Here is a 13,390-nt window from a genome sequence, read left to right on the forward strand (position 1 = left end):
AGAACTAGAAGCAGAGCCAGAACTAGAAGCAGAGCCAGAACTAGAAGCAGAGCCAGAACTAGAAGCAGAGCCAGAACTAGAAGCAGAGCCAGAACTAGAAGCAGAGCTAGCGGTAGAGTCAGAACTCGGGGATTTATCCGCTCAAAATGTGGGGGATATGTTAGAGACCTTGGAGGCTGAGTCGGAATTAGCTGCACTTGATGATGAACTTCTCTCTGAAGAATTAGAGATTGATTTGGGTGATGATCCATTAGGTGATGAAGTTGACTTATTGGCTGAAGAAGAACAACCAGAAGAAGATTTTGTAACCCCGAGTGCGGAGCTAGATAGTTACCCAGAACTTGAATTAGATAATGATGACGAACTGGCAATCTCATTAGAGGATGTCGATGTTTCAAATGGTATGAGTGAAACAGAACGTCAATTGGCCGAAAGCTTGGGTAGTCAGAGCGATCTGCACTTACAGTTGGAAGATGAGCTAGAAGAACCATTTGAAGATGATTTAGACGATTTATTTGGTGACGCAGACGCTGGTGAGCAAGGGCTTGGTGATGGCACTAACGACATGACGTCTTCAGGTGAACAGCATGTTGCGCTTGAAGATCAAGAGTCACTTGAAGATTTAAATCTTGATTTAGATGCGCCATTTGATGAAGCGGCAGCGTTGGCTGCTATGGATGAAAGCACAGAATCCCCGAGCCAGCAAGAAGGGGGGGATGACAATGAGAACAATGATTTAAGTATAGACATAGATACGCCTTTTGATGAAGCCGCCGCGATGGCTGCCATGGATGAAGGAGTAGAGACACCAATCGAATCGAACGAAAATAATGAAGCTGCTGACGAGATGGATGAGTTAGCAATGGAGTTGGAAGCGACATTCGATGAAGAAACAGCTTTGGCTGAAGCCGATGAAGCGTTAGCCTCATTGGGAGAACCTTCTGGAGAAATTACCGAAAGTGCTGAAAGTGCTGAAAGTGCTGAAGAGTCTATCGAGTTAGATATAGACCCTGATAGTTTCTTAGAGCAGCTTGAAGAAGCTGCTGAAAATGATTCTGATTTAGAAGCGGCAGTTGAAATTGATGAAAGCGCGATAGAAGACGAGTTTATGGCTGATTTGGAAGAGACAGACTTTGAGTCTCTTTTAGATGAATATGCAGAACCACAGTCAATAGACCCTGAGCCACAGCCTGAATTAGAAGTGAACTTCGATGCGTTATTAAGTGAAGAACTTGATGAACCATTTGAAATTGAAGAAGAGCAAGTGGCCACCGAGCAAGCAAATGAGGTGGAACAAGCCCCTGAAGACTTCCTCAATATCGATGATTTAATCGCGCAAAGTGATGATGTTATAGAGCAAGAAGAGCCTTATCAAGAACCCAATATGGATGTGGGGTTGGATGATTTTGAAGAGTTATTAGCTGGTGATAATCCGACGGATGTGGATTTGGAGGCAGATGGTTTTGCAGCAAAACTGGACTTGGCGCGTGCTTACTTAGAAATTGAAGATTTTGACTCTGCGGTTTCTGCACTAGAGGAAGTGATGGAAAATGGGCCGGAATCGGTACAAGCAGAAGCAAGAATATTAAAAGAGCAAATCAAATAACAGAAACCAAGGGCGCGATAACGTGCCCTTGGCTTTTCTTCCCCGCCTCAATAGCATAAAATGTCCGGTCATAATTTAGTGAAGAGTTAGCAAGTGTATGCGTGTAGTACTAGGTATAGAGTATAACGGTGGAAACTACTCAGGCTGGCAGCGTCAAAGCCATGTCAGTAGCGTTCAACAAGAAATTGAAACAGCGTTGTCGAGGATCTGTAATCATCCTGTTGAAATAGTATGTGCTGGGCGCACAGATGCGGGTGTGCATGCTACAGGTCAACTTGTTCACTTTGATACTGATGCACTGCGAGACATGAGCGCCTTTACGCTGGGAATGAATTCTCAATTACCTGATGATATTGCGGTTAGGTTTGCTCAGCAAGTAGATGAAGAGTTTCATGCTCGTTTTAGTGCAACATCGAGACGTTATCGCTACGTTATTTATAATCATACCTACAGACCTGGTATTTTACGTAACGGCGTTACGCATTTCCACCAGCCATTAGATGTTGAAAAGATGCAAGCTGCTTGTCCATTTATGCTGGGTGAGCAAGACTTTACGTCATTTAGAGCAGTCCATTGCCAATCAAACACGCCTTTTCGAAACATCCACCATTTGCAAGTCAATAGATTCGGTGACTACGTAGTTATTGATGTCAAAGCAAATGCTTTTTTGCATCATATGGTGAGAAACATCACAGGGTGTTTGCTAGACATCGGAACCGGAGAGCAGCAGCCTAAGTGGATGGGTGAATTGCTCAAAATAAAAGACCGTACTCAGGCAAGCGCCACGGCCAAGCCGAACGGCCTTTATTTAGTAGATGTTGATTATCCAGAGAAGTGGGGCATTCCCCAAATGGCGGTTGGCCCGTTGTTTTTGCCCGAAGTTGAAATTACAAAATAGTATTTAAAACCCGATTTAACTCAAGGTCGCTCAATAAGTCGTCTGATATAAATTGAGTAGGTAGGCATGAAAAATTGTGTTTGTCTTACGTCTAGTAGTGGTTAAGACTACTAAGACCAGTTTTTTATATCGCTGTTGCCTTAAACATGTTTTAATTGGGAAAATCTGTCTGTGTGCACAGACTCATTACAGAATAAAGACAAGAGAGTTGCCAATGAGTTGGTTAGAAAAAATCTTGCCTAAGGCTGCTAAATCGGCAGGTAAGAAAGAGGTCCCTGAAGGGGTTTGGGCTAAATGTTCAGCTTGTGACTCAATTTTATATAAAGCTGAGTTAGAAAAATCACTACATGTTTGCCCTAAGTGTGATCACCACATGCGTATTTCAGCTCGTCAGCGTTTAGAGCGCTTTTTAGACGAGGGTGAAGTTGTTGAGCTGGGTGCACAGTTTGAACCTCAAGATGTACTAAAGTTCAAAGACTCTAAGAAGTATTCAGATCGTATTACCGCTGCACAAAAAGTGAGTGGTGAAAAAGATGCGTTGATTGCTATGAAAGGCCGTCTAAAAGGCGTACCGGTGGCAGCCGTTGCATTTGAATTCTCGTTTATGGGTGGTTCAATGGCATCAGTTGTTGGCGCGCGTTTTGTAGAAGCAGTTAACGAGTGCCTAGAGCATAACATGCCTCTAATTTGTTTCTCAGCATCTGGGGGAGCGCGTATGCAAGAAGCATTGTTCTCACTTATGCAAATGGCCAAAACAAGTGCTGCGTTAGCAAAAATGAGTGAGCAAGGTCTACCGTTTATCTCAGTGCTAACCAACCCAACAATGGGGGGGGTTTCAGCTTCTTTGGCAATGCTTGGCGATATCAATGTAGCGGAGCCAAAGGCTTTGATTGGTTTTGCAGGCCCACGTGTTATTGAGCAAACTGTACGTGAAACACTACCAGAAGGTTTCCAGCGTAGTGAGTTTTTATTAGAACATGGTGCGATTGATGTGATTGTTGACCGCCGTGAAATGCGTGACTCATTGGCACGTATAATTTCCAAGTTTATGGACTTGCCTTCTACTGAACAAGAGCATAGAGTAGCGTAAATTTTTCGAAATTGAGCTAGCTATGTCACACATCAAACCTAGCCAATCATCGAGTTTAGATGATTGGCTTTGTTATTTAGAGCAACTGCATCCTGCCAATATAGAAATGGGCTTAGAGCGCGTTGCCCAAGTCGCTAATAATATAGAGTTATTAAATACCCTTAGTAAGATTATCCTAATTGGTGGCACAAATGGTAAGGGGACAACCGCACGCTGCATGGAAGCCATGCTTTTGGCTCAAGGACATACTGTAGGAACTTATGCTTCACCTCACCTTATCCGCTACAATGAACGTGTTCGTATTAATGGGCAAGAGCTGCCAGATCAAGACCATGTAGATGCTTTTTGTGAGCTTGAGCAAGGCAGAGGCGAAACCCAACTTACCTACTTTGAATATGGTACTTTGGGGGCTTTGGCATTGTTCAAGCGCTACGCTGTGGACTATATACTTCTCGAAGTTGGGCTTGGTGGACGCTTCGATGCGACGAATATTGTGACACCCTATGCGAGTGTGATCACAACCATAGATCTCGACCATAAAGAGTATCTTGGAGATACTCGAGAACTAGTTGGCTATGATAAAGCGGGTATTTTCCGTACCAGCACACCAGCGATTGTAGGCGATTTAAATATCCCTCATACAGTGACAGATTATGGTGAGGAAATTGACGCCGAGATGATTTTGTCAAAACGGGATTTCCACTACACTCCTCTGAAAGATGGGCTCAGGTGGCAATATCAAAAATACGATATGAGCTTCACTAAACCCGCTATTCCGGCTCAAAATGTGGCTACTGCATTGACCGCACTAGCGAGATTAGACCTATTACCTGATGAATCATTACTACGCAAAACGCTAGAAGACCTTCAGGTAGAGGGGCGTTTTCAGCAATTGAGTAAATCCCCTTGTGTATATACTGATGTAGCACACAACCCAGAATCGGCGCGCTATTTGCACACTAAGTTAAACGAATTAAAAAATCAGGGCTTTAAAATTAACGTCTTAATCGCTATGCTTGCTGATAAAGACAAAGCTAGTGTCATTAATGAGCTTAACGAAGTAGTTGATAGCTGGACATGTGCAACACTGAGTGGGCCTAGGGCAGAAAAGGCTGAGAATTTACTTGCTGTAATACCACAAGACAAGCGTGCATCTACGCGTACTTTTGATAGCATCTCGTCAGCTTTAGACACATTGCTGCCAGAGCAGAGAAATGATACCGCACTGATTGTCTTTGGATCTTTTTTCACAGTGGCGGATGCCATTCAATATTGGAAATAATAGAGAGTAATATTTTGAACTCAGGATTTGTGAATCGTCTTGTCGGTACCAGCATCATTGTTATTGCTGCAATCGTATTTATTCCAAATATTTTGGATGGCGAGAAAGTGCACTATAAGGAAGGATTCAAGCAAATCCCTGAGCGACCTGACTTCACTTCCATTGATCTTCAAGAAAGCATTGATGATAGGGCCTCTTTGGCACTGGACCCCAAAGAGGACGTCATAGAGGATGTTGTTGCAGATGATATTAATGAAGAACAAGTTCAAACAGGGAGTGACGGCGACTCTTATGCCAATGTTGAACAGGTTAGCAATGTTGCTGAATCAACAGAGCAACCTCAGACAAGTGAACAAGCAGCGCAGGTAACTAAGACTGAGACTCAAAAGCCGGCTGAAGAAACGACTGATGCAGCCATCGCAACCAGCACCTCGAAGCCCGAACCAAAATCAACTACCGCGGCAAAAACTGAACCAAAGCTCGATCGCCCTGATTCCTCTAATTTCACAAAAATGGCGTATGTTATTCAGTTAGGTAGCTTTTCGCATCAGGCGAATGTGTTGGCGTTGACCGATACGTTGAAAAAGAATGGCTTTAAAACCTTTACCCGTCCAGTTAAAACACCGAATGGTACGTTAACTAAGGTATTTGTTGGGCCAGACTTAAATAAACAAAAACTTGAAGCTAAGTTACCAGAATTAAAGAAGTTAACCAAACTTAACGGGCGACTAACTCAGTTTAAGGTTGCAAATTGATCTGGTATTTCTAGAGCGTGTCTTATAAAATGCGCCCCAAATTAACGACTTGTTGGTTATTATGATTTGGGTTGACTACGCCATTTTTACAGTTGTCGGTATTTCTACCTTTTTTGGGCTGGTCCGCGGCTTTGTAAAAGAAGCTATGTCCCTTGTAGTTTGGGTTGGCGCATTCTTCATATCCAGTCTATTTTATCAATATCTATCCACTTTCCTTACCTTTGTTTCAGAACCCCTTTTAAGAAACGCTGCGGCGATAGCCATACTGTTTATATCGACGTTGGTATTGGGTGGAATAGTTAATTTTATATTGGGTGAACTTGTACAACGTACAGGATTATCAGGTACAGACCGCATAGTAGGCCTGTTATTTGGCGCCATGCGCGGTGTATTGGTAGTTAGTGCCCTGTTGTTTTTTCTCGATGCATTCACCAAAGCCCCAGATACAAGTTGGTGGAAGGCATCGGTAGTAATCCCTGAATTTGGATTTGTCATTGAATGGTTTTTTTCTTACTTAGAAAATAATTCGAGCTTTTTAAATTCAGCAAACCGTTAATCGGCGAGGAATTTTTTAATGTGTGGTATCGTTGGGATAGTCGGAACATCTCCTGTTAATCAGGGCTTGTATGACGGCTTAACTGTTTTGCAACACCGCGGTCAAGATGCAGCGGGCATCATTACCATTGACAACAATACGTTTAGCCTTCGCAAAGCGAACGGCTTGGTGAAAGATGTATTTCATACGCGTCACATGAAGCGCCTACAAGGCAATATCGGTATTGGCCATGTGCGCTATCCAACTGCTGGTTCTTCTAGCTCAGCAGAAGCTCAGCCTTTTTATGTAAACTCTCCATTTGGCATTTCTCTTGCGCATAACGGTAATCTTACCAACGCAGTAGAATTGAAAGAGCGTTTGTTTACAAAGGCGAGACGCCATGTAAATACGACTTCAGACTCAGAGATCTTACTGAATATCCTAGCTTACGAACTAGGTCGCAGTGACAAAATGAAGCTAGAAGCGGATGACATGTTTACTGCCATCGCAGCGGTAAATGAGCAGTGTTCAGGTGGTTATGCAAGTATTGCTATGATCATCGATCACGGTATGCTTGCATTTCGTGACCCACATGGGATTCGTCCTTTAGTGTTTGGTAAAAAAGACACTGAAAATGGGACAGAATACATGTTTGCTTCAGAGAGTGTTGCACTGGCAACTGATGGCTTTGACTTTGTGCGTGATGTTGCACCGGGTGAAGCAATTTATGTCACTAAAGACGGACAGTTCTTCTCAAAGATGTGTGCTGATAAAACGACTTTGGCACCGTGTATTTTTGAGTTTGTATACTTTGCGCGTCCAGACTCTACAATGGACAGCATGTCTGTTTATGCATCTCGTGTAAACATGGGTACTAAGCTAGGCGAGAAAATTCAACGAGAGTGGGCTGACAAAGACATAGATGTTGTTATTCCTATTCCTGAGACTTCATGTGATATCGCATTAGAGATTGCTTCAGTACTTGGTTTACCTTATCGCCAAGGGTTTGTTAAAAACCGCTATATTGGCCGTACCTTCATCATGCCAGGTCAGGAACAGCGTAAAAAATCGGTTCGTCGTAAACTGAATGCGATAGACCGAGAATTTGTAGGCAAAAATGTCTTACTTGTTGATGACTCTATTGTACGCGGTACGACGTCTGCGCAGATTGTCGAAATGGCCAGAGAAGCAGGCGCTAAGAATGTGTATTTTGCTTCAGCAGCACCAGAAGTGCGTTTCCCGAATGTTTATGGTATCGATATGCCATCAGCAGCAGAGTTAATTGCACATGGTCGTGAATTAGAGGATATCAACCGCAGCATTGGCTCTGACGGTTTGATTTACCAGTCTATCGAAGATTTAATTGCAGCTGTACGTATTGAAAACCCAGAGATCAGCCAATTCGAAACCTCGGTATTTGATGGTCAATACATCACAGGTGATGTTGATCAGGATTACTTAAATCGCATTGATGCTCAGCGTAATGACTCTGCTAAATCGACTCGAGAAAAAGCAATGTCAGCAAGCCTTGAGCTGCATAACCAAGAAACGGGCGAAGGCGAGTAGTACTAGACTAGCAACCGTTTTTCAGATTTTAAAAAAGGGCGATGATTAATATCATCGCCCTTTTGTTTGATTTCGTTTTTTAGGATAAAAGCAAAGGAAGCGCAATCAATGCCGCCTCCCTAAATAAATGTAGGGGTAATTATGCCATTCGTCCATAAAATAGCTGTTGCTGCGAGAATAATGACCAATAGAATAAGGCCACATGTCACCATTGAGCTGGCATAAATAAAGCCCCGCTCCTCAGGGATGCGCATTAGTATGGGCACACCGGTATAAAGCAAATAAACTGAGTATGCTACAGAGGCGATACCAACACTTACAACAAACCACAATTCTGTGTACATTGCAGCAAGCGCAGACATAAAGATTGGCGTTGCTGTATAAGCCGCCAATTCAATAGTCTGAGTAAAGGTGGGTTGTGCACCAAATGTGACTGCCATCCAATGCGCCAGATAGGCAAGCGTAAATACACCGATAATGAGCGCAAAGTACATTGCAAATGCAATCAATAGAGCACTGTCATGAGTCAAGAATACAACGTCACCTGTACCGATCCGCCAGCCTAAATGCACTGATGAAACATACCCCATAATGCAAGGGATCAGCGCAATAAGAAACATGTGAGACAGGCTAAACTTGGCACTTTCATGATGGTTATCAATTGTTTGCCATTCTTCGATTGGGTGCGCATAAAGCCCCCATAAATGGTTTAAGATCATAAAAGCCTCTCTGTTATGTTTTGAGTGTTTTTTGCACAATTTCAATTTATTTATGAAATGTTGGTTAAATTTTGTCAAGAAACTAGAGGTAAACACCCAAGTCCTTTGAGAAGGCGTAACGGTAATTATAATTTGAGTTTTCGATGATGGAGGTATTTGCTTGGTTGATCTGATCCAATAGTTTTGGACACCTCATTAGGTGAGTAGACTAACTCACAGAGGCGAATAATGAAATCCACAAAGAAAACCAGAAAAGTATATTGAGCAGAATTCAAAGAAGAAGCCCTAAAGCCAGCAACTAAAGCTGGAGTTGCACAGGCTACGCGCGAGCTTAGTATTTATGAATCTCAACTTTACGCATGGCGAAGCTCGGAGCAAAAGAAAGCGTCCACGTCTGAACGAGAAAGCACTCTGGCCACAGAGAATGCCAAGTTAAAACGCCAATTAGCTGAGCAACCCGAGGAGTTGGAAATCCTAAAAAGGCAGCCCGTATTGCTCTCACGCTTATCGTGACTTAATGAAAAAGAGCGGTTTAATCCTAAGCATGAGCTGTAAAGGCCTGTGTTGAAAGCTTCTTCCAGTCAATGAAAGTTGAAGCTGTTCAATATGAGCCAACTATGAATCGTGAAGCTATACGTCAGCACATATTTGAGTATATCGAAATTGATTATAACAAAAGAGAAGGCATAGTGCCTTGGGCTACTTAAACCCAGAAAGATTTGAACAATTAAATATCGCTTAATGAAGTGTCCAGTTTTACTGGCTTAGAACACGTCGCTTTGCTCTGATTCTGAAAGACAATTTGCAAAAGGCAAGCTCACCGTTAGTAACCCCATTAAAGCCACACTAATGTTTCTTCTCCCTAATAAAGCCTTGTTTGTCTTGCCATTGATGCTTTGTTTAAACATTTTAACCTTCTTAATTGTTTGGCTGTCTGGCGTTGATCCGTTAAACCCGAATTTTGTCTTGGGGAGCAAATAGAAGGATCGAGACTTTTAGTGGTGAATGGTGGCGTTTACTTACTTGTATGTTTTTGCATAGCGGTGTTATACATTTAATTTTGAACATGTATGGGTTGTTTATGGCATCACTTTTGATTGTTGCTCATTGTGTTCCATAAAATCTGGGTGTTGTAATGTCTAAACCCAATATTGTTTGTCTGTCACAAGATAGAATACATGAAAGTGAATATAGTTTTGTTACATGAGTTTTCTGATATTCGTATTGATGTGGTCATCAGGCCCTCTCCATTTTATTTCGACAGCGTTAATACTGACGAGGATATTTTGCTTGCAGTTATTGATTCTTGTTAAAGAAGTTATGCTTGTATGTGGTAGAATACTGCTCAAATACAATGTCAAAATTTCAGCAAGTATTTAAAAACAGTTGCTTACGTAGAGATATAAAATTGGAAGAATTATTAAAGCCGATCAAAGAGTTCTTGGGTTGTGAAACGCCAAATGAATGGATTGAGGAAGCCGTAAAAGTAGAAAACCTCCCAACCGTGCTATTAGACCACCTTGTGTGTGAGTTAAAAGCGGCTCAGTCAGCCATGTATTTAATCAGAAAGTATGCGGTTGATAAAGACAGTGGGACGGCACTTTTAGAATGGTTAAAGCCATACGAAGATTTTACTTATCGTAAAACAGGTAACTGGCAAGATTTAGCTGATTGCAATAAATTGAATAAATCGATGGTGCCAAAAGCGCAAACCTCTTATGGCCAAGACCTGATTGACAAAATGGTATTGCTCATTAAAGAAGAGTTACATCACTTCTACCAAGTTTTAGAAATCATGCATGACTGTGGTGTTAAATATGAATACTGTGCATCAAGCCGTTATGCCAGTGGCTTACTTAAACATGTTCGGACATATGAGCCTGAAAAATTGATAGATAAACTTATTTGTGGTGCGTATATCGAAGCTCGTTCATGCGAGCGATTCGCTAAGCTAGCGCCACATGTTGATAAGCGTTTAGGCGATTTTTATGTGTCTTTGCTTCGCTCAGAAGCTCGCCATTACCAAGACTACCTGACATTGGCTGAAGAAATAGCAGGTCGTGATATTTCTGAAAGGGTGGCATATTTTGGAAAAGTAGAAGCTAATTTAATTGCGTCGCCCGATGAAGACTTTAAATTTCACAGTGGTGCTCCTGTTGCAGCCTGAGTATTGTTTTAATTAGATGCTCGTCCACTTGGGAATCGCTCAATCTGGCGACTTGTACGGCTCCCACGGCGGCGCTTTCTGCGCTTAGTCTCATGGGCTTCATCTTCACCTTTAAATACGAGACCAAACCACAGAAGCGCTGGCCAGTACAAAAAAGATAAAATTTCTAAGTTTTCGAAAAAGCTATAACAGATAAATACGGTCATTAAACACAGCGCTGTTTGTGCCGTTTTCGAGCCTTGTGACTTTACTAAAAAGTATATCATGGTGATGGCCATCGGCACGGCCAGTGCGATTGCGCCAACAATCCCTTTAACAAACAGCAACCCATACCAACTATGGTGCGAACCGATGGGCATACGCTCAACGATTTTTGGTCCACGTTCCACGATACCGTGCCCCCATATCGGTGCCTCAGCTTCCCAACGCTGTATAGCGATATTAGCCAGTGCCTGCCTGACTCTGGTAGAGCCTGGGCGCTGTTGTTTGATGGCTTCATACGAGTCCATTATCCAATTATATACTGGTTCACCTAGCAGCAGGACTGCTGGGACAACAAAGCCGAGCATTAGCAAAAACCAGGGCTCTTTGAATTTATCGCTGAACATCACCATTGGAAACAGCATAATAAAAATAGCAATACCTGCGCGCGATTGAGACAGTAACAGCATTGCCCAACAACCAGCGATAGCCCATCTGCGGATACGCGCATTTTGTTCCTGCAAACAGAAAACTAAATAAATGCATGCCATAAATCCAGCAGCAGGTGCCCAAGGAGTGAAAAATCGCCAGCGGCCAGCGCCTGTCTCTGGGTTAATACCATAAAAGCTCACCATAAAGAAGCTTTCTCCGGGTCCGCCAATGACTTTAAGCGGGGATAGAAAGATATCACCAGGTAAACGGCCTAGGTAAAAAATGAAAGAAACAACCGCAAAGATAAGCGTTTGAATCGCAATGATACAAACCGCACGGATGATCACCTCTTTTCTCACTTGGATCATATTTGCAATGAAAGGAAACAACGCAAGCAATGCCCACCCCTTCATCCAACCAATGGACGATTTGATGGTTTTTCCTATTCCCAAGGACCAATTAAAATGGGCGATAATAAGTGCCACCAGCATCACTAACATGGCTATTGTCCAGAGCCATACCATAGGACTTACTGATGCATGTTTGGTATCTACTTCAACATAAATTCGGGTAATTACCATCGCGAATAAAAGCCACCCGATAACAGAGCCTAATACGTATAATGTGCCTGTTAAAAACGAGGGGTAAGTTAAAACCAGCCCAGCCCAAACAACAAACTCTTCAGAGCTAATAAATTCTTTTTTTTCGCCTGGTAGCGCTGAGAGTAATAACATAGCTTATGCCTTAGCCTTGGGTTTTTCTACGACAAGCGCGACAATCTCTCTACGCTTGTTCACCATTAAAATGGCAGCAGAAGTGAAAATCATTGCAAATAATGCGGCTGCAACTGCTAGGCTCTTCTTCGGACTAACTGGTTTCATAGCCACTGACGGAGGCGTCATAAGTTGTACTATCGGATACGATGCAAATACGTCTGCTTTACCCGCTTCAAGACGTGCTGCGGCGGATGTGAAGACCGCTTCTGCAAGATCAAACTCTCGCTCTAATCTTTCTAGTTCAGCGGCTTCTCTAGCGTAAATTTTGATTTTTTCATTAAGTAAAACTTGTGCTTGGTCAAGCTCAAGAAACTGTGCTTGTTTGCCTTTGTTCAGAGCGTAAGCATTGATTAAGTCTGCGAATAGCTGCGCGCGCTTTGGGTTGTTTTTTAAATCAAGTGAGGTAAAGATATGCGCTGCGTTTGGACCTACAAGTCCTTGAGAGCGATTTCTCAGAGACTGCTTTGACTGTTCAAAGCGAGCAAATTCTGCTTTTACTTTTGGGTGGCCATCGCCCCAACGCGAGCGGTATTCACTCAACTGAGATGCGCTTGAAGTTAGTTCAGATAAGTAACCACGGAACTCTCCATCAGATTGTAAAACAAAAGCTTGACCTGCCATTGCTGGTGACACACCTAAATCAACACTTAACTGGTTAACATAATCATCACTTTGACCGATTTCGGCTTGGATCATAACCATTCTTTCTTTGATTGTTGCAAGTGTTGCTGTTTCTCTTAGTAGCTGTTCTCCTGAAACAAGTAATGAACGCTGTTGAAAATCGATGATATTGTTACGGGTAGCGTTTAATCTTTCACGGTACTGATCTAACACAGCTTTGATGCTTTCATCGCGACGTTTAACTTCATCTGCGCGCAGATGGTCTAATTGTGCTTGTAGTGCATCGTAAAGGGCCCACGCTTTTTGTTGCGCCATTTTGGCTGAATTTGCGGTTGTTTCGACATTTAATATTGAGGTTTGCTCGGTCAATCTTATTTTGGGGTTGCCAAAGTCGCGGATGTGAATGTTCAAAGACTGAGCTGCATTTTCTATTAAATTGCGGCTCATTAGCATCTCTTTGTAGTTCACTCTAGGGTTGTAGCCTTTGCCAAAAGGTGCACTAGTAGATGACACCACTTGTCCTACTTCATCAATAGAAACCTGGCTATTTGCTCCTGTTCCTGGAAGTACAATATCTAGGTCGCTTTTGTATGTCGGCGCTTTTTGCAAGTAGACGATGACGAGCATTACAATTATCACGTAGCTAATTAGACATGCTACCAGATAAGGTCTGTGCAAAGCTCTGTAAACACTTGCTCTGAAGCGGCTATAAGGTGTTGTGACTTGAAGTGCGGTACCCATG

13 protein-coding genes and 2 pseudogenes are annotated in these 13,390 nt (G+C 42.7%); 12 read left to right on the forward strand and 3 right to left on the reverse strand.

The window, feature by feature from the left end; genetic code table 11:
• The 7 genes from N482_RS22965 to purF form a co-directional block, all read left to right on the forward strand.
• Positions 1-1,606 (forward strand): FimV/HubP family polar landmark protein (locus N482_RS22965; RefSeq protein WP_331245826.1); only part of this gene is annotated, 1,606 nt, incomplete at its 5' end.
• A gap of 97 nt (positions 1,607-1,703) precedes the next feature.
• A complete protein-coding gene (truA, locus tag N482_RS22970; protein WP_063379271.1) occupies positions 1,704-2,504 on the forward strand; it encodes a tRNA pseudouridine(38-40) synthase TruA in 801 nt (266 codons plus the stop codon).
• Between the two features lie 214 nt (positions 2,505-2,718).
• Positions 2,719-3,594 (forward strand): acetyl-CoA carboxylase, carboxyltransferase subunit beta, encoded by an 876-nt coding sequence (gene accD, locus N482_RS22975; RefSeq protein ID WP_063379272.1) that lies wholly within the window; start codon positions 2,719-2,721, stop codon positions 3,592-3,594.
• A 22-nt stretch (positions 3,595-3,616) separates the two neighbouring features.
• Positions 3,617-4,876: a bifunctional tetrahydrofolate synthase/dihydrofolate synthase gene (gene folC / locus N482_RS22980; RefSeq protein ID WP_063379273.1), complete on the forward strand. Its 1,260-nt coding sequence runs from the start codon at positions 3,617-3,619 to the stop codon at positions 4,874-4,876.
• A gap of 14 nt (positions 4,877-4,890) precedes the next feature.
• A complete protein-coding gene (locus tag N482_RS22985; RefSeq protein ID WP_063379274.1) occupies positions 4,891-5,631 on the forward strand; it encodes an SPOR domain-containing protein in 741 nt (246 codons plus the stop codon).
• A 61-nt stretch (positions 5,632-5,692) separates the two neighbouring features.
• Positions 5,693-6,187 (forward strand): CvpA family protein, encoded by a 495-nt coding sequence (locus N482_RS22990; protein ID WP_063379275.1) that lies wholly within the window; start codon positions 5,693-5,695, stop codon positions 6,185-6,187.
• Positions 6,188-6,205: 18 nt separating this feature from the next.
• On the forward strand, positions 6,206-7,732 hold the full coding sequence (gene purF, locus N482_RS22995) for an amidophosphoribosyltransferase (protein ID WP_063379276.1): 1,527 nt from the start codon (positions 6,206-6,208) through the stop codon (positions 7,730-7,732).
• Positions 7,733-7,851: 119 nt separating this feature from the next.
• Here purF and N482_RS23000 read toward each other — a convergent pair whose 3' ends face one another.
• Positions 7,852-8,451: a Yip1 family protein gene (locus tag N482_RS23000; RefSeq protein WP_063379277.1), complete on the reverse strand. Its 600-nt coding sequence runs from the start codon at positions 8,449-8,451 to the stop codon at positions 7,852-7,854.
• A gap of 228 nt (positions 8,452-8,679) precedes the next feature.
• On the opposite strand from N482_RS23000, the pseudogene N482_RS26175 reads away from it, so the two are divergent.
• The 5 genes and pseudogenes from N482_RS26175 to miaE all read left to right on the forward strand — a co-directional run.
• Positions 8,680-8,934 (forward strand): annotated as a pseudogene (locus N482_RS26175) (transposase); the annotation flags it as partial.
• Positions 8,930-9,193 (forward strand): annotated as a pseudogene (locus N482_RS26180) (IS3 family transposase); the annotation flags it as partial. The pseudogenes N482_RS26175 and N482_RS26180, both read left to right, overlap by 5 nt.
• 219 nt (positions 9,194-9,412) lie before the next feature.
• Positions 9,413-9,571, forward strand: coding sequence for a rhomboid family intramembrane serine protease (locus N482_RS26185; RefSeq protein WP_419555065.1), 159 nt, complete (start codon positions 9,413-9,415; stop codon positions 9,569-9,571).
• A gap of 58 nt (positions 9,572-9,629) precedes the next feature.
• Entirely contained in the window at positions 9,630-9,764 is a 135-nt protein-coding gene (locus tag N482_RS25960; protein ID WP_269202121.1) for a hypothetical protein, read from the forward strand.
• Positions 9,765-9,805: 41 nt separating this feature from the next.
• Complete coding sequence (gene miaE / locus N482_RS23005; RefSeq protein WP_063379321.1) at positions 9,806-10,618, forward strand: tRNA isopentenyl-2-thiomethyl-A-37 hydroxylase MiaE; 813 nt, start codon at positions 9,806-9,808, stop codon at positions 10,616-10,618.
• A gap of 8 nt (positions 10,619-10,626) precedes the next feature.
• Here miaE and N482_RS23010 read toward each other — a convergent pair whose 3' ends face one another.
• Together N482_RS23010 and N482_RS23015 are read right to left on the reverse strand one after the other, a co-directional pair.
• Positions 10,627-11,985 carry an O-antigen ligase family protein gene (locus N482_RS23010; RefSeq protein WP_231100918.1) on the reverse strand — a complete coding sequence of 453 codons (1,359 nt, stop codon included), beginning with the start codon at positions 11,983-11,985 and terminating at the stop codon, positions 10,627-10,629.
• Positions 11,986-11,988: 3 nt separating this feature from the next.
• Complete coding sequence (locus tag N482_RS23015; RefSeq protein ID WP_063379278.1) at positions 11,989-13,389, reverse strand: GumC family protein; 1,401 nt, start codon at positions 13,387-13,389, stop codon at positions 11,989-11,991.
• Position 13,390 lies beyond the last annotated feature (1 nt).

The sequence above is a fragment of the Pseudoalteromonas luteoviolacea NCIMB 1942 genome (genome assembly GCF_001625595.1).
GTDB lineage: Bacteria > Pseudomonadota > Gammaproteobacteria > Enterobacterales > Alteromonadaceae > Pseudoalteromonas > Pseudoalteromonas luteoviolacea_A.

What these genes read in the sequence shown, in the direction of transcription:
- truA (WP_063379271.1), top strand. Translation starts at nt 1,704, where the DNA reads ATGCGTGTAGTACTAGGTATAGAGTATAACGGTGGAAACTACTCAGGC.
- accD (WP_063379272.1), top strand. Translation starts at nt 2,719, where the DNA reads ATGAGTTGGTTAGAAAAAATCTTGCCTAAGGCTGCTAAATCGGCAGGT.
- folC (WP_063379273.1), top strand. Translation starts at nt 3,617, where the DNA reads ATGTCACACATCAAACCTAGCCAATCATCGAGTTTAGATGATTGGCTT.
- N482_RS22990 (WP_063379275.1), top strand. Translation starts at nt 5,693, where the DNA reads ATGATTTGGGTTGACTACGCCATTTTTACAGTTGTCGGTATTTCTACC.
- purF (WP_063379276.1), top strand. Translation starts at nt 6,206, where the DNA reads ATGTGTGGTATCGTTGGGATAGTCGGAACATCTCCTGTTAATCAGGGC.
- N482_RS23000 (WP_063379277.1), bottom strand. Translation starts at nt 8,451, where the DNA reads ATGATCTTAAACCATTTATGGGGGCTTTATGCGCACCCAATCGAAGAA.
- N482_RS25960 (WP_269202121.1), top strand. Translation starts at nt 9,630, where the DNA reads ATGAAAGTGAATATAGTTTTGTTACATGAGTTTTCTGATATTCGTATT.
- miaE (WP_063379321.1), top strand. Translation starts at nt 9,806, where the DNA reads ATGTCAAAATTTCAGCAAGTATTTAAAAACAGTTGCTTACGTAGAGAT.
- N482_RS23010 (WP_231100918.1), bottom strand. Translation starts at nt 11,985, where the DNA reads ATGTTATTACTCTCAGCGCTACCAGGCGAAAAAAAAGAATTTATTAGC.
- N482_RS23015 (WP_063379278.1), bottom strand. Translation starts at nt 13,389, where the DNA reads ATGGGTACCGCACTTCAAGTCACAACACCTTATAGCCGCTTCAGAGCA.